The following is a 20,610-nucleotide window of genomic DNA, read 5'->3' on the forward strand; positions in this document are numbered from 1 at the left end:
AGGACCTCTTCGTCAATGTAAATTATTGTAGATTGAAGAACCGTGCGCCAATGTAATGTGTTTTCAAATGGATTTTGCATGGTCCCGAGATTCTTCGTTCCTCAGAATGACCCCGAAAAGGGATTAAAAATGGAAAAAATATTTCACCCACACTGTGGGTTATCCGATTAACGATCAGAATCTCTACAAAGATTCCACCCCTTCCAGGGGTTCCCAATTTATACAAACATACATCCTTCCGAAGGAAGCACTTTAGCCACCGGCTCATTTCCTTGGCGGAAAAATGGATAGAATGCCGTCGACTTGTGCGATGGGATTGGCCTTGGAATGCTTTCAAAAGATCATCCCATCAAAAGGGATGATCTTCTGAAAGATATTCCCGACAACAAGGCATTCTATCCACGTGCGCTGGATTGTGCGAAAAGCCACCTTAAATGGGCCGAAGGTTTACGGATTCGAGTTGTTTTTGGTATCCGTGAGCTCCTTCGTCGGTTTTGGTTACTTTTGGGCTCCAAAAGTAACAATGAGATCGGCAATCCTTAAATGGGCCGAAGGGTTACGGATTCGAGTTGTTTTTGGTATCCGTGAGCTCCTACGTCGGTTTGGTTACTTTTGGGCTTCAAAAGTAACGAAGAATCTAAATTTCTTTTCCTAATTTAATGACATTGCCCCTTCGGGGAACCCTCAGTGTGACAGCGGAAAAGAAACCAATACAATCATTAAACCTTACGATTCACCAAGCCGCTCCATTGGCACTCATCCACAAAAAACAAGCAAGGAGCTGAAAATTCAGCTCCTTGCTTGTTTTTATATAATAACCTTTTTTTATTTCAATACAACTGAGGAACGACCCATAATGGCATCATCCGCATAAAGCAATACGGTGTATGCTCCTTTTTGGAATTTGTGATTAGGATCGGACCACATAAATTGGTACTCTTGACCGTTATTATTGAATTCTATATTTTCTTTGAAGGTATATTGCAATTTCTCGCCATGAACCAAGAACAAATCTTCAGAATCTGCAATCAGATTACCTTTAGGATTTATAATCCGCACATAAACTTCTTTTTTACCCATTGCAGCCAAAGGATTGTCCGCTACAGTGAAGTTTATCTGAAGTTTATCGATTCGCTTAGCTTTGTTTTCATTTTCCAAAGAACCGTTTCTCTTCTCTTCGATACCAATGATATGCACATTGGATACTTTGATTGAGGAAGCCTTGGCAATCTTGTCGGTGAGCTCATTCTTCTCCGTTACAAGCGCTGCGGTCTTCTGCTCGGAATCTTTGACCTGTTTATTGAGTTCTGAATTGGTTTCTGCCAGCAATTGATTTTTGATCTTCAATGCCGTAACATCATCCTTCATTTTTGAAACCTGATCTTTCAACAAAGAAACATCAGCTTTGGCAGCCTCAATCTGAGGGCCGGTGATTTCATTGTTTTCGAGTCCTTTTCGTAAATCTTCAATCTTCTGCCTTGCGGACTGTTCTGCGGCCACCAATGCAGCAGTGCTGGTGATACCTTCAGATTTGATATTATCAAGTTCGGCTTCAATACGATCAATTTCAATCTGTAAATTCTCCTTCTGTAGGGTCACTGTATATAGTTTTTCACCAGAAGACTTATATTTTACATAGAAATAAATATTGGTAGCCAAAAGGGCTGCAATTGCAATCACGAAAAAGTAGATCTTAGAATTGTCCCTTTTTACGACAGGGGCGACTTGCGCTTCTTTAGTATCTATCTTGTTTACGTCTGTTTTCATTTTCCATTATCTCCATTGAATTGTAAAGTGGGCAGACACTAAACAATTACAAAATGAATATTTAATATTTATTTAACTTTCGGAAGCAAATATTGTTCCAACTTGCTGTTATTCAAAATAATTTAGGATATCAAAGCCACCTTTTTTAAGATATTCCTCTCTTTGCATAAGTTTTAGGTCAGAGAGGACCATTTCATTCACCAACATTTCAAGGTCATATTTGGGTTTCCAACCTAATTTATTGTTGGCTTTACTCGGATCACCGATCAACAGATCCACTTCCGTAGGTCGGTAATATGCAGGGTCTACTTTTACAATCGTTTGACCAAGCTTAATTTTCTCAGGGTCAAGGCCCAACTCTTTCAATTTATCGTTATCACGATCAATGATTACACCTTTCTCAGCTTCAGCTTTACCAGAGAATTCGATTTCAATGCCCAATTCAGCAAAAGCCATTCTTACAAATTCACGAACCGTCGTGGTAACTCCAGTAGCAATAACAAAGTCTTCGGCTTTATCTTGTTGCAGAATCAACCACATCGCTTCCACGTAATCCTTAGCATGTCCCCAGTCACGTTGTGCAGAAAGATTGCCTAAGTAAAGCTTATCTTGCAGGCCTAAGGCGATTTTCGCAGCGGCACGGGTAATCTTCCTTGTCACAAAAGTTTCTCCCCTAACAGGACTTTCATGGTTAAATAGGATACCATTACAAGCATACATATTATAGGCTTCACGGTAGTTCACTGTAATCCAATAACCATATAGTTTAGCCACGGCATAAGGGCTCCTAGGGTAGAATGGTGTTGTTTCACTTTGAGGAACCGCTTGGACAAGTCCATAAAGCTCAGAGGTCGAGGCTTGATAGATACGGGTTTGCTCGGTCAATCCAAGTAAGCGGACAGCCTCTAGGATCCTTAAGGTTCCAAGACCATCAGCATTGGCGGTATATTCAGGGGTGTCAAAACTTACCTTGACATGTGACTGCGCGGCAAGATTATATATTTCGGTGGGTTTAGTTTCTTGGATAATGCGGATCAAGTTGGTCGAATCCGTCAGGTCACCATAATGCAGGACGAAATTACGCCCTAATTGGTGTGGGTCTTGGTACAAATGGTCGATACGGTCGGTATTAAACAAAGAACTTCTTCTTTTCAATCCATGCACGACATAGCCTTTTTTTAATAAAAACTCTGCTAAATATGCTCCGTCTTGGCCGGTAATGCCGGTAATGAGAGCAACTTTATTCCTTTCTTGACTCATTCTGATTGTTATAACTTGACAAATATAGAGATTTCAAACAAACGATTGAGAAAAACCTTACCGAAACCTGATAAAATGAGTTGACAAAAAAATAGCCGTAGATTTCTCTACGGCTAACATTCAAAAAATTCTTTTTGTGGAATTATTCTCCGGCTCTACTAAATTTAAGAACCAAGTTTCCAGTATTACCGTCATTCAAGGCTACTGGTAAACGCATTTCCAACGAATTTTCGTCAGCATAGGACAAATCCAAACGGTAACCACTCGTTACGTTAGAAGCTTTGTCGCCAGCATAGATTTTCTTGAATTGGAATGCAGGTTGACCACCAGTCTTACCTGGATTGAAGATAGACCAAACAATGGTACGTACGGTTCCACTAGCACATAGATTTCCTTCCGCATTGAAAGTGATGCTACCCCTTTGGTTTCCACCAGGAAGATTCCATTGTGAACCAATGAAACAATCCACTGGTGCTTCATCAAACATATTTTTAACGGTATAGCTGCTTGGGATGTTTTCACGGGTCACAGAATTCAAGGTCCATGTACCTTTCACACCAGAACGCCATTGTGATGCCGATGGACCTGTCGCAGAAACTGTTCCTGATTCAGTACCACCTGTAGCGCCTTTTCTAGGTGCTCCACAACTACCTAAAACCAACAAAGCTGTCAGTAAAGATAAAAACGAAATAATACGTTTATGCATATTACAAATTTTAAAATAGTATAATAAATGTATATTAGTAAACAAAAAACTCAATTTTCATTGATGAACAACACTTCCAAAAATCATACCATAAGCAAAATCGTAGCCAAGGCTATCCTTCGTTTGTTGATGATTGTTTTAATTGTAGGAATTGTATTCGCTTTTAGCAAAGATGCTAAAATACTGGATAATATTTCTTTAAATTTCCCAAACAAATGGGCTATATTTGCCCCCATTTCCTTATTCATCATCTTTATCATTATGATGTTCATGATGTTAAAGGAAAAATACAAACGGATTGATTTGAATTGGTTATTCAGCTTATGCGGAGGATTTTTGCTGATTTATCTGATTTTATTCTATTCCCGCATTTACCCGATGCTATAATTTACAGCAAAAATTAAATGGAAAAATCAAAGATTTGGGAAATCGCAAAAAATATTCTTAAGGTACTGATTACCGCTGCTGCGCTGTATTGGGTTTCCACAAAAATATCATTCAAGGACCTTACTGAGGTGTTAAAAGACAGTAATCCGCTGTATCTATTCTTTGCCTTGTTGGCTTATATATGCTCCATTTTAGTAGCATCCTCACGGTTAAACTCATTCTTTAAGGCGATAGGACTCAAATTGACCGAACGCTATAATTTTAGACTCTATCAATTGGGCCTGCTCTATAATTTCTTTCTACCAGGAGGAATTGGAGGGGATGGCTATAAGATCTTTTTCCTAAAGAAGAATTTCCAGATTTCACGTCGTCAGGTTTTGGGGGCTGTCTTTTTTGATAGGCTTTCGGGCCTTTGGGCATTAAGTATCATTACGGGAGCATTGATCATCTTTATGCCTAGATTTGCAATTCCTAATGCGGTGACCATAGCGGCCCTTGTGGTAGGAACGATCAGTTACCTCTATGTACTTCGCCTGTTCTTTAAGCAATTCCTTAAGAATTTTATCACGACCCACTTTAAGGCCTTATGTGTTCAGGGGTTTCAAACCTTGACCGCAACCTTTATATTACTGGCCATGAATTTTGACGGCAAGTTCTCGCCCTACCTTCTGATCTTTATGGTCTCGCAATTGGTAGCTATTGTACCTTCCATTGGAGGAGCGATCGGACTGCGTGAATCTGTTATATTCAGTTTGGCCACCTATCTTAGATTAGACCCACATATCGCTGTAACCATCAGTTTGATATTCTATATCATATCGCTTTTGGTTGCTTCCAGTGGCATTTATTATATTTTTAGACCGCAGCGATTAGGTGCAGATAAGCTACCTTCTGCGAAAGAAGTAGAGGAAGAAATAGAAAAAGAAGAGGAATAATGGCAAATATCATCATTACAGGGGCTAGTAGCGGCATAGGATTTGAAGCCGTGCTGGATTTAACCGCCAATAAAGAGAATAAGGTGATCGCGCTCGCGAGATCAGCAGATAAGCTAAGGAAATTACATGAAATAGCGTCCTCATTGAACCATGATGGCGGCACACTCTATCCAGCACAATTTGATATTGTGTTTGATAATTATCCTGAATCTTTGGTTCCCTTTATCCAATCCAAATTTGATAAAGTGGATATCCTGATCAATAATGCAGGTGCTTTGATTAATAAACCCTTTATGGAAACCAGCATGGAGGATGTAGCCCAGATGTTCCAATCCAATCTGCTCGGCCATATCCAGATGATCCAAAACATTGTTCCGATGATGAAGGATGCTGGGCATATCGTCAATATCAGTAGTATGGGTGGATTTCAAGGTTCCGCAAAGTTCCCTGGATTATCAGCCTATTCAGCAAGTAAAGGTGCTTTGGGCATTTTAACGGAATGCTTAGCCGAGGAGTTGAAAGACAAAAATATCAAGGTGAATTGCCTGGCTTTGGGTTCATCCCAGACAGAAATGTTTGAAGCAGCATTCCCCGGAGTTGAGGCAGGAACATTAGCTTTTGAAATGGGAAGATATGTTGCTGAGTTTGCTCAGAACGGACATAAATATTATAATGGAAAAATTCTTCCTGTTGCAAATACGACACCTTAAATAAAAAAAATAAAAAAAGTTAAAACGGCTATCATAAATCATGATAGCCGTTTTTTATTGTTTAAACATCGAATTGCTAAAATTAACCCCACACTAATAAAAGCGCTAATATTAAAAAAATTGACATTCAGTTATTTGATTATTAAATTTTTCTATATTTAATTTAATTAACAAAGCCTAAAGGAGTTAGAACAGCTCCTCTAGTGCATACTAACCACTAACTGAAACTTAATTTATGAAAAGAAAACTACTATTTTTCTTATCGTTGTTTCTGATGCATTTAATTGCATTTGGACAGGATCAAACCATTACAGGTACGGTGACCGATGCTGTAACCAATGATCCGATCTCTGGGGTTACCGTTCGTGCCATTGGGAGCAATTCAGCTGCCCAGACGGACGCTCAGGGCCGCTATGAAATCGGGGTAAGTGCTTCGATCAAAGCCTTACACTACAGCTTCGTGGGCTTTAATTCCCAACAGGTAAACATCGACAACCGCAGCCGTATTGATGTTCAATTGACGCCTGCAGCTGCAGACCTAGAAGAGGTTGTGGTGGTAGGTTATGGTACTCAGGTCAAAAAGGACATGACCGGATCGGTAGCTAGCGTGAAAATGTCAGATTTGGAAGATGTGCCCCTTCAAACTGTTGAAAGCGCCCTACAAGGTCGTGCTCCAGGGGTATTTGTCAATTCAAGTTCTGGGAAATTAGGTCAGGCTCTGCAAATCCGTGTGCGTGGTATTTCCTCCATCTCTGCAGGTACCCAACCGCTTTATGTCATTGATGGAGTGCCTATCATTTCATCGGCGATGGGTACTTATGATGAACCGGACAATCCATTGGCGGCAATCAGTCCTGATGACATTGAATCCCTAGATGTACTGAAAGATGCAGCTGCTACAGCCATCTACGGTGCTAGAGGATCGAACGGTGTAGTCATCATCACGACCAAAAAAGGTAAGGCTGGAAGGACAAAATTCGAGTTAGGCTACTTTGGTGGATTCAGTGATGCAACCAAAAAAGGTGAATTCCTAAATGCTACCCAGTATAAAGAATTATTAGGTACAGCTTTGAACAATGCTGGATACATCGGGGCCGGTGATGACCAATACCCTACTCTAGCCGCATTTTGGGAAGATTGGACCGGATCTGACGATTGGGACAAAAACTACAATAGCAATTGGGTTGATGAAGGTTTAAGAAGAGGTGGAGTGCAGCAATATAGCCTGAATGTATCTGGTGGTGATGAAAAGACAAGGTTCATCGCCTCGGGAAGCTACAATGACAACAAAGGTATTATTGTCGGCAACCGTTTTGTAAGGACTTCTGGCCGCTTAGGTTTGGATCACTCTGCTAATTCTTGGTTGGATGTTGGTGGTACGATCAACATCAATAAAATCGACAACTATCGCGTTAGTAGTGATAATGCCTTTTCTAACCCCTTACAGTTGAATGCCCTTCCTCCTATCCAAGCGATCAGAGATGAAAATGGAGTTTTGAACAATTACACCGTTTATTATAACAACTTGATTGACCTTGAAAACGGCAAGAACCTATCTAACACCTACCGCACATTCGCAACGGCCTATGCTAGCGCTAAGATCACGCCTAACCTTATCTTCCGTTCGGAATATGGAATGGACTTCCAAAACCTGGAAGAGGAAATCTTCTTAGGCTCCAGAACTCAAGATGGTGGTGATGTAGGTGGTTATGGCTGGAACTACCAAGCCCGTTCAATCAACTTCAACACCAACAACACCTTGAACTATAGCAAAACATTCAATGAAGTCCATGATTTCAGTGCAATGATAGGTATGGCTTACCAAGAAGGTCAATTTAGATACACCATGGCAGAAGGTAAAGGTTTTCCTTCTGATCAATTCACTAAGATCATCAGTGCTGCCGTAAAATCGAATGCAAGTTCATCGGAATCTAGATTCTCTTTCCTTTCTTACTTAGCTAGAGCTAACTATAAATTCAAGAATAGATATTTATTGGAAGCAACCCTGCGTATTGATGGTTCTTCTAGATTTGGTAGTGAATCTCGATACGGCTCCTTCCCTGCTGCTTCTGTGGGCTGGGTAGTATCGGAAGAGGACTTCTTGAAAGGAAATTCAACCTTATCTTTCTTAAAGCTAAGGGCCAGCTACGGCCGTACAGGTAATGCGGAGATTGACAACTTTGGACCAAGAACGCTATACACAGGTGCAAACTATGCAGGTGTACCGGGAACTATTCCATTGAGATTAGGGGATGAGAAACTGACTTGGGAAAACACTTCTTCAAGCAACTTTGGGGTTGACTTTGGTTTCTTCAACGATAGATTATCGGGAACTATTGATGCTTATTTCAAGAAAACAACCGATCTATTATTGGATGTGCCTATTGAGTCAACCAATGGATTCACTACTATCCTTCAAAACGTAGGTGATATGCAAAACCGCGGTATGGAGTTTTCATTGAATTCTAAAAACTTCGTTGGTGATTTCAAATGGAGTACTTCCTTCAATATCTCCTTCAACAAGAATAAAATCTTGAAATTAGTTAATGGTCAACCTATATACTCAGGCGGTCGCTATTTGGGTAGGATTGAAGAAGGAATGCCTTATGGTTTCTTCTATGGTAAGGCCTATGCTGGTGTGGATACAGAAAATGGAGATGCACTTTACTATTTGGATGAAACGCAAACCACGACAACCAATGAGTACTCTGAGGCTGCTGACCAATGGATAGGTGATCCTAATCCTAAGTTCTTTGGTGGTTTTGGAAACAACTTCTCTTATAAGAGCTTTGATCTAGCCATCCAAACGCAATTTGTTTTTGGCAATGACATCTACAATGCGGCCGGAGGTTTCCAATCGACTAACGGTGACTACTTCGATAACCAAACTTTAGATCAAATGGACTATTGGAAGAATCCGGGAGATGTAACCATGATTCCGCAACCTCGATTTGATGAAGCAAACGGAACTAGACCTTCGTCTCGCTATATCCAAGATGGTTCTTACTTCCGTGTGAAAAACTTAATCCTAGGTTATAACCTGCCTTCAAGCATAACTAACAAAGCTTATATGCAATCTGCACGTATTTATGTATCGGCAACAAACTTGTTGACTTTCACCAATTACAATGGTTATGATCCAGAAATCAACACCACATTTGCAGGTAGGTATCAGTTAGGTACTGATTTTTATACAGCACCGCAACCTAGAATTATCACATTTGGAGTTAACATTGGTTTTTAATCTTCTAAGCGAACTATCATGAACATTATAAAATATATTACAATTCCTGCTGTGGCAGTTGCGCTGACCCTGGGGTCATGCGGTAAAAAACTGGAGATTGAACCTGTAGATGATATCTCAGCTGAAAAGGCGCTATCTACCCCTGCTGATGTCAACAATGCACTAACGGGCGCATATACCATTATCGCAGGAGGGGCATTATACGGAACGAACCTGATTATGGTTCCTGATCTATACGCTAGTCCGGGCTATTTAAACTGGACCGGTACTTTTTCAACCTACCGCGACATATCGAATCAGAACATCATTGCCACCAATGAAGATGTAACCCGTACTTGGACCAATGCCTATAAGGCAATCAATGCTGCAAATACGGTACTAGAGGCCCTTCCTATCATCACAGATGAGGAAATGAAGGCTCAAGTAGAAGGAAAAGCTTATTTTATTCGGGGTATTATGTTCTTCGAGCTGGTACGTCTTTATGGCTTGCCTTATGAAGCTGGAGGGGCTAATTCAACACCGGGCGTACCTATCCCATTGAAAGCTGTGACGAAGTTTGAGGATCTTATCAAAGGCATCACAAGAAGTACAGTAACTGAGTCTTATGCGCAGGCTGAGAAGGACCTATTGGCCTCTATTGCCAAATTAGCAGATTTCCCTTCCGATCTTGCGGCTTCACAAGGGATGTTGGCCCGTCTATATTTGCAACAAGGTAAATATGACAAAGCCAGAGACCTAGCTAATGATATCATCGAAAGTGGAGATTATGAGTTATCCCCATCTTTGGAAACTCCTTTCCGTACTCCGAACTCTTCGGAAGGTGTATTTGAGATCCAACAAAGCGAACAAAGTAATGCTGGTTCTTCGAACGATGGTTTAGCCACTTTCTACTCCAGCTACTTGAACAACACAGGTGGTAAAGTAGGTCGTGGAGATTTGAGCATCCTGAATTCCTATTACAACACCTTCGATCCTACCGATAAACGCAGAACGCAAATAATCTATGATGGAAACGGAGCGAAATCGGGTTGGTTTACCAAAAAATGGTACAATTACTTTGATAATATCCCAGTTGTGCGGTTGACTGAACTGTATCTGATGAGGGCAGAGTGTAACTTTAGATTGGGAACTTCTATCGGTGCAGATCCTTTGGATGACATCAATGTATTACGTGATAGAGCCGGAATCGGAGAGTTGGAAGATCTGACCTTAGATGCTATCTTATTGGAACGTAATAAGGAACTGGCATTTGAAGGATATAGATTGCATGATCTGAAAAGAACGAAAAAGAATATCGGTACTTTTCCATACAATTCTCCGAAAATGGTATTCCCTATTCCATATAGAGAGATCTCGGTGAACCCTGCATTGGTACAGAATCCAGGTTATTCACAATAACAAAATAAAAATAGCGGTCTGAACGGACCGCTATTTTTATTTCTATTGATTACAAGGCCTTTATCCAGGTTGTGATATCTTTCAGCACTTCAGGATTTATGGTTTCTTCAATCTCTTCATATTCACCAACGGCTCCTGTCTTAGCATTTTGGAAGAGATGATTTAAATTTGGATAGACCTTAGAAAGGTCGTTTTTGTTCTTTGGAAGATTATCCGTTAGGCTTTCGATATTTTCTCCTGCTGGCACTTGCACATCCTTGCCACCAAATGCCGCAAAGGTCGGTATCTTAATCTTCTTGATAAAAGGCACAGGATCTATCTTGATAAAATGGCGGAACCATGGAGTTACCAAAGCACCAATCTGATCTGCACTTTCTATATTTTGGCTACCATTCACAGCACGCATATTATTTCTTATCGCATCGAAAGCTTTGTTGCTCGGAAGATCGGAAGCCATAATCTCATAATTCTTCTTGATCATAGCGCGTTCTGCTGCAGACATATCCTTTCCTTGAGATTTCATAACTGCAGCATTCTGTAGGATCATCAAAGAATCCATTCGGATGGTTGGGCCAGCTAAAGTGACAATAAAGTTCAATCCGCTAGCTTGTTGACCAGCGAGGATGGTTGCAATCAATCCACCTTCACTATGGCCAATGATGCCGACTTTCATCGGATCGACTTGAGCTTGCTTGCGCAAAAAGCTCAGAGCAGCAAGCGCATCCTTTCCAAAGTCTCCTGTGGTAGACTTTGCAAAATCACCTTTTGACTTCCCTACTCCGCGGTCATCATAGCGAAGAACCACAATATTATTTTTGGTCAGGTAATCTGCCAATACCTTGAATGGCTCATGGCCCATTAAGGTTTCGTTGCGATCCTGTGGACCACTGCCCGAAACTAAAACAACAGCCGGATATTTGCCTGGTTCTTTTGGTTTAGTGATGGTACCTGCAAGAGTAACCTTGTCAATTTTATTTTCAAAGGTTACATCGACCGTATCATAAGAATAAGGCGGGTTTACGCGTTGGCTCCTTTTAAAAGTAGAGGCTTGGCTGGCTTGCTCAGCAGTTAACTTGCTAAGGATTAAATCCGTCTTCAGCCCACCTTGTTGAAACTTACCATTGATATGCATTCGATCAGAGCTGATCTTTCCGGCATATTTTACACCTAAGCTCTTCAATTCCACATATATGGAATCCCCAGTAGCTGTAAAGCTGCTCAAAGGAAACCTATTGCTAGTCTGTTTAGGACTTTGCATTGTTCCCTCCCAAGTTCCATTGTATTTAAATTCAAAGATTAATGGCAATTCCATCCCTGAAACCTGCAAGGTGCCTTTCCAATTTCCCTCAAAGGATTGTGAAAAGCCCATAGAGCATGAACAAAACAGGATCAATGCCAAAAAATAATTCTTCATATGCTTAGAAATAAGGATTTAAAACATTCAATATCACGTCCAACACCAAGGTCAACAGCACAATGGCAATGGTATGGAACAATTTATTACTGTTGATGGCAATTTTCATACCTCTTACCAGTAAATGGAAAAAATAGTAAATAGAGAAGATACTGAAGATACCTGCCAAAGTGATTATTCCCAAATTAACTGGTGATATATTTAGCTTATTTATATTGCCTTTTTCAATTTCGGCTGTTAATTCTTCCATAATGCCGGTAAGAAATGGATTCAGGAGAAAAAGGGCAATAAACACCAATACACATTGGGCTATAAGTACTGAAATCAATACATCCAACAGCCTTGTTTTGGAATAATTGAACTTTGCATAAGCAAACATCAAAACTGTTAAACTGCCACTGTTGATCAAGCCATAGACAATATACTTCCAATAAGGCCTTGGATGACTGAAATGCAACTGTATGATTCCATTATTGATGAAATGGAAGAAATACCCCAAAAGACTCATCACTATAAAACCAAGAACTCCATAAATCAATAATTTACGGCTGGTCGTATCCTCAAAGGGATTTAACATGATACTTACAAATTCTCTAGAACTCATCTTTATAGGGTTTATATTGGTTTATTATTTTTTTAACCTCTTCAGGTTTTTGGGTTCCAATCATTAATTGGCTCCCGTCTTTCATTATCAGTTGCACTCCGTGCTCTCCTTTGGTAGAATAGGCTTTTCCCCATTTTCCTAATCTATAACCCCATCCGCCAAAATCTGCAAATGTATAGGTCCGCATATATGCCGATGAGATGTCTGACCATGGAATAAATTTATTCCATATAAAAGGGATAAAAACGATACGGATACCTTCAACATCATAAGTCGTCTTCAATCTGATCAGTGATAATAATACAAAAACGATTACCGGAAGCAAAAAGCCACTTCGTTTAAATATATCCATATAGTTTGGACTGATTGCCAAAGCTTGTGCAACTATTACCCCCAAGATGATCAGGAATATCCAAGTGGTCATCATATTTTGGTTTTCTTTGAAGCTCATCATAATTTTATTGGAGGGTTTTCACTTTATCTATCAATTCATCCAGCTTATTCCTAACGGTAGGATAACTTTTGCCTAGCTTATTGGCCATTTCCTTTAGACTCCCAGAATTTAAAAGAAATTCGATAATGAACTCTTGTTCTTCCGGTTCCAAGCGTATCAATACTGGGAAATTAAAACGGCCCGACACCTCGGTATCACAACTGTCACAGTGCAATTTTACTACAGTCATTTCGGTATCACAGGCCGGACATTGAATAGGAAACTTCATATATTATATATTTACCTTAATAAAGTTAAACAAAGTTTTAATATTATTTAAACATTGCTTAATAAATATTATTTAAGAATTGGTAAAAGGTATAAAATATACTAATTCGTATATTTGCTCAATTTTAGTTTACAGATGAGAAAGTTATTAGGATTTATCCTTACTCCGATATTTTATATTTGTTTTGCATTATCATTATTGATATTCCATCCTATCCAATGGTTATGTTTGAAGCTGGGTGGATATGCTGCGCATAAGAAAAGCGTGGATATCTTGAACGGCTTCTTGGTAGCATGCAACTATACCCTATTTAACAGGACACAGTTTATTGATAATAAAAATATCCCGGTAGGCAAACCCATTATCTTTATTGCCAACCACCAAAGTACCTACGATATCCCACCTTTGATTTACTTCTTGAGAAGGTTTCATGGTAAATTCATTTCGAAGATTGAATTGATGACCGCCAATATCCCTAGTATCTCTTTCAACCTAAAACATGGTGGAGCTGCCAATATTGACCGTAAAGATCCAAAACAATCTATCGCCGAGATCCTAAATCTTGCCAATAACATGAAAAAGAACAATTGGTCGGCGTTTATTTTCCCAGAAGGAACGAGGACAAAAACTGGAAAGATGAAAGCTTTTTCGGTAGGTGGTATTGCGACATTGATGAAGAAAAACCCTGAGGCATTAGTTGTTCCTATTGCGATCAATGGTTCTTATAAAATGGTAGAATGGGGAGCATTTCCGCTTAGACCATTTACCCATATGTCATGGGAGGTTTTGAACCCAATAGACACTACAGGGTTAAATCCAGAAGAAATCGTTAAGAAAGCGGAGGATATGATTCGCGCTAAAGTAAAAGAAGAAAACCTGTAAAACTATTTGACGGTTCTACCCTTCCAATCGTACTTTCCTACATTTCCGACTACGCCGATATAGACAAAATAGAGCGAATGGACCACGGTTAGCAAGGGAAGATTCCAAAGCAGTTCCTTACGGTTTACAAATGCGAGAATAGGATAAAGGAAAACCAATTCCACCAGTAACTTCATCATCAAAGATGTGATCACCAATTCGCTGGCATCATAAATCCCCAGCAACAGGAAGATAAGGCTCAGCAAAAAAGAAAGGTTAAAAAGCCAAATACATACACCGAGAATCACAACCTTCTTGTCTTTATATTTTGTACTTTTTGAGGCCCAACGTTTTCTTTGGCTCAAAAAAGATTTAAGATTCTCTTTTGCATCGGTATAAACAATTGCCTCCCTAGATTTACAAAAGCCTATCCTATCAGCATATTTTTCAGCGACCTTATGCAATAGCAGCTCATCATCCCCAGAAGCCAATTCATCAATCCCATTAAATCCACCCATTTCAAAAAACAAGGTTTTTCTATAGGCAAGATTAGCTCCATTACAGGTCGTAGGATTCCCATTACCAATTCCCGCAGCTCCCAATCCAATAAGGTATAGGAACTCCAACGTCTGCAAGCGTTCAAAATAAGATTTTTCCTGATCGTAGCATACCGGAGAAGAAACCATCAACTTATCTTGGCTTTCCATATATTGAACAATGCTCAATATCCATTTAGACCCCATTCTGCAATCAGCATCCGTGGTGATGATGATATCTCCAGATGAAGCATGAATTGCCTTATTAATTGCGAATTTCTTATATGAATTGAGTTTGTTTCCTTCGTTTAACGTAATCAGCTTTACGCCACGATCTGCATAAGTTGTGACGATCTCTCCGGTCCTATCCGTAGAATGGTCATCTACAACGATCACTTCCAATAATTCCTTGGGATATTCCTGTCCGACGATACAATCTAAAGTTTTGGAAATATTAGATTCCTCGTTCCTCGCCGCAATAATTACCGTTAGTTTGGATAGAGGCATAATGGAAGTCAGATGAAACATAGGCAGCTTCATCCAACCATTGCGCATATAAAGGACCAATACCACATAGATAATGGTCATAATAAATAGGAAAAAACTAAGATTTATTATCACTGATATAATTCACGTTAAATACAAAAAACGACCCGATGATTGCCGGAAAGATGAGGTTAACAAACCAAACGCACGAGACAATGGCCATCACTGCAATTTCTTGGGTCGTAATATACGCATACAAATTGCTGGCTACAAAACTACGAACACTAAAGTCAAAAATATCTAAGGAAGGAACGGCAGATTGAATAAAAAACATGATAAAGATCATTAATACCATAGAAACCAGAGGAAGCTCCGGTAAGATGACCAACATGAGTATGATATATTGCGAAGTAAAGATGGCAAACCGAAAGGCAGACAGCAAGAGTACATAAGCCAATTCTTTGACCGTAAAGTCTTCCAGCACCGAAAAGAATGGCTTTATCTTTTTCAAGAACTTGACCTTGCCCACTAAATAATCCACCCAAGAAACATTGAAGTAAAGGATCAGAAAAGCCAACGCATAGATAATGGCGATCAGCCAAACTCCAAAGTCAACGGAGGCTGGCGTTTCCAAAAAGGTTGTAACGAACCATGCAATACTCAAAGAACCGAAAACCGAAGTCAATACCAACTGAGCAAATAGGCCAACGCCCATTGCCACTGCTCCTGTCGCCCTATTCTCTGGCTTGAGCAACATCACGCGCCCTCCATATTCACCGATTCTGTTCGGGGTAAATATCGCCCAAGTAAGGCCACAAAAAACCGATTTAATGGCTTTCCATACTCCTAACTTTTCTATCCTCTGACTGAGAAACTGCCACTTTTTGACCTCTAGGAACCAATTGACGAACATTAAGAGCACAACAACCAAAAATACCAATCTAATCGTTAGCGGATCGATCTGATGAATAAGGCTTTCAAACTCCTTCAAGTTCTTTTGATTATTCACCTTGCTGACAACAAACCACATCGCAAGCGCAACAATGGCTATTTTAATCAAAAGATTGAGATATTTTCGCTGTGTCTTCGTCAATTTTGTTAAAGAAAGCACAATTTTAATAATTTTTTAATTAATAACCGTTTTTAGAAAGCAATGTTTAGAAAATCGTATTATTGCATATGCAAAAAGAACCGGCTAAAGAGAGGATTATTTTGGGAATTGACCCTGGAACGGTAGTTCTAGGTTATGGAATTTTGAAGGAGGTGAATAAAAAAATATCCTTGATCACGCTTGGTGTCATTAAAATGGGCCACTTAGATGACCATGGCCTCAAACTCCAACGCATCTTCAAAAAAACCAGTGCCCTGATTGCGGAGTACAATCCAGATTGTGTAGCATTAGAGGCTCCATTCTATGGCAAGAACATCCAAGTCATGCTAAAGCTGGGCCGTGCTCAAGGTGTCGCAATGGCAGCCGCTCTGAATGCCGATATCCCCATCTTTGAATATTCCCCACGAAAGATAAAACAATCGGTTACAGGCAATGGAAATGCGAGTAAGGAGCAAGTTGCCGCGATGTTACAGACCTTATTGAGCTTTAAGGAAACCCCAGAGTTCCTCGATGCTACCGATGGTCTTGCAGTAGCGGTATGTCATGCCTTTCAGCAGAACCAGTCAACAGGTGGAAAAAACTATTCGGGTTGGGAAGCCTTTGTAAAGGACAATCAAAAACGAATTCGTTAGAGTTGGACCTGTCGGATGACATTCTTGACATTTAGCTCAATGATGTCAGTCATGCTCTTGCACTTGAAATAATTTTCATTTTCATAGTACTTCGCATACCCTTCTTTTAATTTTTCTATATTTTCCTTGGTAGAAAGCTGTTGGGTGCTACTCGCGTCCCTGAGGTCCTTAATCCTATGCCTTTCGCTTCGTACGCGGTGCACAATGGAAGATCGCTCCTCTTGTTGATATTGCAACACGGTCTTTTCGTTCAAATGATCCATGGACAATTTGACAAATGGCAGATTTTCTTTAAAGAATTGTGGCAGATAGACTTTGATATTCCCTTCATAGAACTGCTGGTCAAAATCAATGGCACGGATCCTAAACTGGAAATCATCAAAGTCGGGAGTAATCTGCATCACGAAGTTATAAGCCCTCATATCTCCTAACATCGAGATTACACAGCGCTCGTTAAACTTCACAAACTCCTTTGCAATCCTTGTCTGATTATAATCTGGAGCATCCATCTTGGTTTTTGCAAAGGTATCTCCGGGGATCCCCACAATATGCTCTTCTACCAAAGTATCGCGATCATAAAGGTAATTGACCTGATTTGGAGAGATGATTTCTTCCAGCTCCAAGCCATAGATCCTGGAGGCATCAGCTTGTTTGATATAGAAATAATCATAGACATCGTTTAGCCTATTGACAATTTTGATTCGGAAGGGATGTGTATTTCCAAATGCACAGAATTCAATCTTTTCAATCACCTTATGTTGCACGATCCGGGTATTACCAGATGCCTTCAATTGTGCATATACAATTTTGAGCTGATCATATAAGGTATCTTGGATATGGGGAGGATATAAAGGGATTTCCCACAACGTATCATTGCCAAACTTGTCCAGGGAAGGTATGGTTTCTTGGAAATTCAAAAGATCAGAATAGGTCATGGGCAATTTACCATCCCGCTGATAAGCTTTTAGATATTTCAACAAACCCGTACCCACCGGAAAAATTGGTTTTTTCCTTGAAATCTTTACATCATCTTCTTTCATAACAAGCATTTGTGACTGAAACTAAAGTACGAAAAATAGTTGTTGTATACATCAATGAAAAAATGTTAAAAAAAATGACGTAATTTTATCATTCAAACATTAATTTAACAATAATTGTTGTTATTTTTGAAAAAATTAGAAAATTGAAAAATTTATTTGAAAGGCTTATAAATGGAAGAAGCTCCCCGGGCGAGGAGCTTCAACGCTAACCAATTATAAACCTATGTTATTTTGAGGGAAGTGATTACAAACTTTAGTGTTTTTTACCTCGTTTGTTATAACAAATTTAAATTTTACTGTAAATAAATAGAAATTTATTTGATTTTTTTAGATATTTTTAAAAACCTTATTACAAATTAACACATAAATACCATTTTTATGGAAAAAAACTATTCAAATTACGATTTAGACAACCTAGATGTTCAAATTTTATCCATTTTAATGGAAGATGCCTCAATTCCATACACAGAAATAGCTAAAAAACTGATAGTTTCTGGTGGAACCATCCATGTTCGCATGAAAAAAATGGAAGAATTGGGGATTATTAGAGGTTCTAACTTAATTATCAACCCCCAAAAGGTTGGATTTGACATTACTGCCTTCTTAGGTATCTATTTAGAGAAGGGTTCTCAGTATGCTGATGCAGTAGAACAGTTGAAACAAGTGAAAGAAGTAGTGGAATTACACTATTGTACTGGTCAATATAGTATGTTTGCTAAAATCATCTGTAAGGACACCTCCCATTTACGCAAAGTTTTAAATGAAGACATCCAAGGACTGAAAGGAATCCAACGTACAGAGACCATTATTTCCTTAGAAGAGAGCATCAAAAGACAAATTACCTTATAAGAATTGTCTAAAATGGTTTTTTATCTTAAAACTAACGTCTAGAGATAAAAAAAGCGGGCTTGGCCCGCTTTTTTTATTGAATTTCTTATAAGATTCCTTTCAAGAGGTCAATATAATATCGAACTCCATCATTTATTTCATGCAAATAGATAAATTCATCCGCTGTATGCGACCTTGCTGAGTCTCCCGGTCCAGTTTTGATGGAAGGAATATTCAAAATAGCCTGGTCACTCATCGTCGGACTGCCATATAATTCTTTTCCCAATGATTTCCCAGAGCGAACGATCGGGTGTTCAACGGAAATAGAAGATGGATTCAATCGGGTAGAACGAGGTTCTACGGAGGATTTCACGTTTTTCCTGATTATCTCCAAGACCTCCAGGTTAGTATATACATCCGTTGTCCTGACATCTACGACAAACTTACAGCTCGCGGGCACAACATTATGTTGTGATCCGGCCTCAATCAATGTTACACTCATCTTCACCGGACCTAAAAATTTCGATTGCTTAGGGAATTGATAATTCCTGAACCAATTGATGTCTTCAATGGCCTTATAAATCGCATTTTCACCCTCTTCCCGAGCGGCATGTCCAGATTTCCCTGCGGCTTCACAGTCCAATACCATCAAACCTTTTTCAGCTACCGCCAAATTCAATAGGGTCGGCTCACCAATAATGGCAAATTCACAAGGTTTGATATGTTTATATGCTTCCTCTAAGCCTCCTTTTCCGGAAACCTCTTCTTCTGAAGAAGCAACCAAACAAAGGTTAAAAGGCAAATCTTCACGCTCATAATAATAACGGAATGCAGCAATTAAAGAAACCAAACAACCACCTGCATCATTACTCCCTAAACCAAACAGCTTCCCATCCTCAACAATTGCCTTAAAGGGATCTTTAGTATAGCCTGGATTCGGTTTTACGGTATCGTGATGGGAATTCAACAGCACATAAGGTTTAGCTGGGTCTTCAAATCTGTTATAGACAACCACATTGTTCCCTATCCTTTCTGTAACTATAGCATGTTGCTGGAAAAAATCGGCAAGCAATTGAGCAGTCTGATCCTCTTCCCTACTGAATGATTGGGTTTCAATCAATTGTTTCAATAGCGAGGTACTCTCCTCAATCAATTGCTCAATACTAATCATTATATAAACCTCCAGCTTTCTTAGCCGACAATTTAATTCCTTTAATAAAAGCTGAACTGAAACCGTTATGTTCCATTTCGTTCAGTCCCGCAATGGTACAGCCTTTAGGAGAAGTCACCTTATCGATTTCACTTTCTGGGTGGCTTTGCATCTGCAACAACAAATCTGCAGCTCCTTTTGCAGTCTGGATGGCCATTTTCAAAGCATCATGGGCATGGAAACCAATTTCCACACCACCTTGCGAGGCTGCTCTGATACTTCTCAAGAAAAATGCAATCCCACAAGCACATAATGCCGTTGCAGAAGTCATTAAGTCTTCATTGATCACCACCACAGAGCCAACAGCTTCAAAGATCACCGAAACGTCCTGGATCTTATCTTCAGGGGCGCTGTCAGTCGCAATACAAGTCATGGATTGACCTATGGCAATTGCCGTATTTGGCATCGCTCGGATAACAACCTTATCTTGGCCCAATACATCCTTGATATCCTGGCAAGTTACACCAGATACCACGGAGATAACGGTTTGGGAAGGAGTCAATACAGGAGCCAATTCATCCATCACCTTCTTGATCTGCTGGGGGAGAATAGCCAATACAATAAATTCAGCTCCTTGAATCGCTTCCGGATTTGAATCGCTCACACTAAAACCCTCCTCCTTTTCCACAGTCAACGACGCCAGATTGCGCCTGGTGATGGTAATCTCATTGGCTTTGCAATATTTAGTTTTCACTAGCCCCTTAGCCAATGACAAACCAATATTCCCGCCTCCAATAATTGTTATCTTATTCATTTTAT

The 20,610-nt window shown here is 39.7% G+C and carries 20 protein-coding genes; 8 read left to right on the forward strand and 12 right to left on the reverse strand.

Going from position 1 to position 20,610, the window contains the following annotated elements:
• The first annotated feature begins 327 nt into the window (after positions 1–327).
• Positions 328–543: a hypothetical protein gene (locus tag CKW03_RS16400; RefSeq protein WP_095067901.1), complete on the forward strand. Its 216-nt coding sequence runs from the start codon at positions 328–330 to the stop codon at positions 541–543.
• A gap of 282 nt (positions 544–825) precedes the next feature.
• On the opposite strand, the gene CKW03_RS16405 is transcribed toward CKW03_RS16400, so the two are convergent.
• The 3 genes from CKW03_RS16405 to CKW03_RS16415 form a co-directional block, all read right to left on the reverse strand.
• Positions 826–1,767 carry a DUF8428 domain-containing protein gene (locus tag CKW03_RS16405; RefSeq protein WP_093100350.1) on the reverse strand — a complete coding sequence of 314 codons (942 nt, stop codon included), beginning with the start codon at positions 1,765–1,767 and terminating at the stop codon, positions 826–828.
• Positions 1,768–1,875: 108 nt separating this feature from the next.
• A complete protein-coding gene (gmd, locus tag CKW03_RS16410) occupies positions 1,876–3,027 on the reverse strand; it encodes a GDP-mannose 4,6-dehydratase (protein WP_093100351.1) in 1,152 nt (383 codons plus the stop codon).
• Between the two features lie 142 nt (positions 3,028–3,169).
• The gene (locus CKW03_RS16415; RefSeq protein WP_093100352.1) at positions 3,170–3,733 is read right to left on the reverse strand and encodes a lipocalin family protein; all 564 of its coding nucleotides are present in this window, start codon (positions 3,731–3,733) and stop codon (positions 3,170–3,172) included.
• A 404-nt stretch (positions 3,734–4,137) separates the two neighbouring features.
• On the opposite strand from CKW03_RS16415, the gene CKW03_RS16425 reads away from it, so the two are divergent.
• The 4 genes from CKW03_RS16425 to CKW03_RS16440 all read left to right on the forward strand — a co-directional run bounded on the left by CKW03_RS16425 (position 4,138) and on the right by CKW03_RS16440 (position 10,407).
• Positions 4,138–5,055 carry a lysylphosphatidylglycerol synthase transmembrane domain-containing protein gene (locus tag CKW03_RS16425; RefSeq protein ID WP_093100353.1) on the forward strand — a complete coding sequence of 306 codons (918 nt, stop codon included), beginning with the start codon at positions 4,138–4,140 and terminating at the stop codon, positions 5,053–5,055.
• Positions 5,055–5,765 carry an SDR family NAD(P)-dependent oxidoreductase gene (locus CKW03_RS16430; protein WP_093100354.1) on the forward strand — a complete coding sequence of 237 codons (711 nt, stop codon included), beginning with the start codon at positions 5,055–5,057 and terminating at the stop codon, positions 5,763–5,765. The genes CKW03_RS16425 and CKW03_RS16430 overlap by 1 nt, the downstream gene beginning before the upstream one ends.
• Before the next feature lie 235 nt (positions 5,766–6,000).
• Positions 6,001–9,009 (forward strand): SusC/RagA family TonB-linked outer membrane protein, encoded by a 3,009-nt coding sequence (locus tag CKW03_RS16435; protein WP_093100355.1) that lies wholly within the window; start codon positions 6,001–6,003, stop codon positions 9,007–9,009.
• 18 nt (positions 9,010–9,027) lie between these two features.
• Positions 9,028–10,407 carry a RagB/SusD family nutrient uptake outer membrane protein gene (locus CKW03_RS16440; RefSeq protein WP_093100356.1) on the forward strand — a complete coding sequence of 460 codons (1,380 nt, stop codon included), beginning with the start codon at positions 9,028–9,030 and terminating at the stop codon, positions 10,405–10,407.
• A gap of 49 nt (positions 10,408–10,456) precedes the next feature.
• Here the strand turns inward: CKW03_RS16440 and CKW03_RS16445 are convergent, their stop codons facing one another.
• From CKW03_RS16445 to CKW03_RS16460, 4 genes are read right to left on the reverse strand one after another with little or no spacing between them, the layout of a single operon-like run.
• A complete protein-coding gene (locus CKW03_RS16445) occupies positions 10,457–11,821 on the reverse strand; it encodes an alpha/beta hydrolase family protein (protein ID WP_093100357.1) in 1,365 nt (454 codons plus the stop codon).
• A 4-nt stretch (positions 11,822–11,825) separates the two neighbouring features.
• On the reverse strand, positions 11,826–12,425 hold the full coding sequence (locus CKW03_RS16450; protein ID WP_139185519.1) for a hypothetical protein: 600 nt from the start codon (positions 12,423–12,425) through the stop codon (positions 11,826–11,828).
• Positions 12,415–12,879, reverse strand: a complete 465-nt coding sequence (locus CKW03_RS16455; protein WP_093100359.1) for a hypothetical protein — start codon at positions 12,877–12,879, stop codon at positions 12,415–12,417. Before CKW03_RS16455 ends, CKW03_RS16450 begins: the two co-directional genes overlap by 11 nt.
• Before the next feature lie 4 nt (positions 12,880–12,883).
• A complete protein-coding gene (locus CKW03_RS16460; RefSeq protein ID WP_093100360.1) occupies positions 12,884–13,147 on the reverse strand; it encodes a DUF2089 family protein in 264 nt (87 codons plus the stop codon).
• Positions 13,148–13,282: 135 nt separating this feature from the next.
• Between CKW03_RS16460 and CKW03_RS16465 the strand changes: the two genes are divergently transcribed.
• On the forward strand, positions 13,283–14,029 hold the full coding sequence (locus tag CKW03_RS16465) for a lysophospholipid acyltransferase family protein (protein ID WP_093100361.1): 747 nt from the start codon (positions 13,283–13,285) through the stop codon (positions 14,027–14,029).
• Positions 14,030–14,031: 2 nt separating this feature from the next.
• Here CKW03_RS16465 and CKW03_RS16470 read toward each other — a convergent pair whose 3' ends face one another.
• Both CKW03_RS16470 and CKW03_RS16475 read right to left on the reverse strand, forming a co-directional pair.
• Complete coding sequence (locus CKW03_RS16470) at positions 14,032–15,132, reverse strand: glycosyltransferase family 2 protein (protein ID WP_093100362.1); 1,101 nt, start codon at positions 15,130–15,132, stop codon at positions 14,032–14,034.
• Between the two features lie 16 nt (positions 15,133–15,148).
• Positions 15,149–16,141 carry a lysylphosphatidylglycerol synthase domain-containing protein gene (locus CKW03_RS16475; protein ID WP_236736547.1) on the reverse strand — a complete coding sequence of 331 codons (993 nt, stop codon included), beginning with the start codon at positions 16,139–16,141 and terminating at the stop codon, positions 15,149–15,151.
• A 68-nt stretch (positions 16,142–16,209) separates the two neighbouring features.
• Between CKW03_RS16475 and ruvC the strand changes: the two genes are divergently transcribed.
• Positions 16,210–16,773, forward strand: coding sequence for a crossover junction endodeoxyribonuclease RuvC (gene ruvC / locus CKW03_RS16480; protein ID WP_093100364.1), 564 nt, complete (start codon positions 16,210–16,212; stop codon positions 16,771–16,773).
• On the opposite strand, the gene CKW03_RS16485 is transcribed toward ruvC, so the two are convergent.
• Positions 16,770–17,813 (reverse strand): hypothetical protein, encoded by a 1,044-nt coding sequence (locus tag CKW03_RS16485; protein WP_093100365.1) that lies wholly within the window; start codon positions 17,811–17,813, stop codon positions 16,770–16,772. The two genes, ruvC and CKW03_RS16485, sit on opposite strands and share 4 nt — an antisense overlap.
• A 378-nt stretch (positions 17,814–18,191) precedes the next feature.
• Here CKW03_RS16485 and CKW03_RS16490 point away from each other — a divergent pair, with 378 nt between their 5' ends.
• Positions 18,192–18,662: an Lrp/AsnC ligand binding domain-containing protein gene (locus CKW03_RS16490; RefSeq protein ID WP_093100366.1), complete on the forward strand. Its 471-nt coding sequence runs from the start codon at positions 18,192–18,194 to the stop codon at positions 18,660–18,662.
• A gap of 85 nt (positions 18,663–18,747) precedes the next feature.
• Here CKW03_RS16490 and CKW03_RS16495 read toward each other — a convergent pair whose 3' ends face one another.
• Positions 18,748–19,812: a M20 family metallo-hydrolase gene (locus CKW03_RS16495; RefSeq protein WP_093100367.1), complete on the reverse strand. Its 1,065-nt coding sequence runs from the start codon at positions 19,810–19,812 to the stop codon at positions 18,748–18,750.
• Complete coding sequence (proC, locus tag CKW03_RS16500; protein WP_093100368.1) at positions 19,805–20,605, reverse strand: pyrroline-5-carboxylate reductase; 801 nt, start codon at positions 20,603–20,605, stop codon at positions 19,805–19,807. Before proC ends, CKW03_RS16495 begins: the two co-directional genes overlap by 8 nt.
• Between the last annotated feature and the right edge of the window lie 5 nt (positions 20,606–20,610).

This window comes from Sphingobacterium mizutaii (assembly GCF_900187125.1).
Classification (GTDB): Bacteria; Bacteroidota; Bacteroidia; order Sphingobacteriales; family Sphingobacteriaceae; genus Sphingobacterium; species Sphingobacterium mizutaii.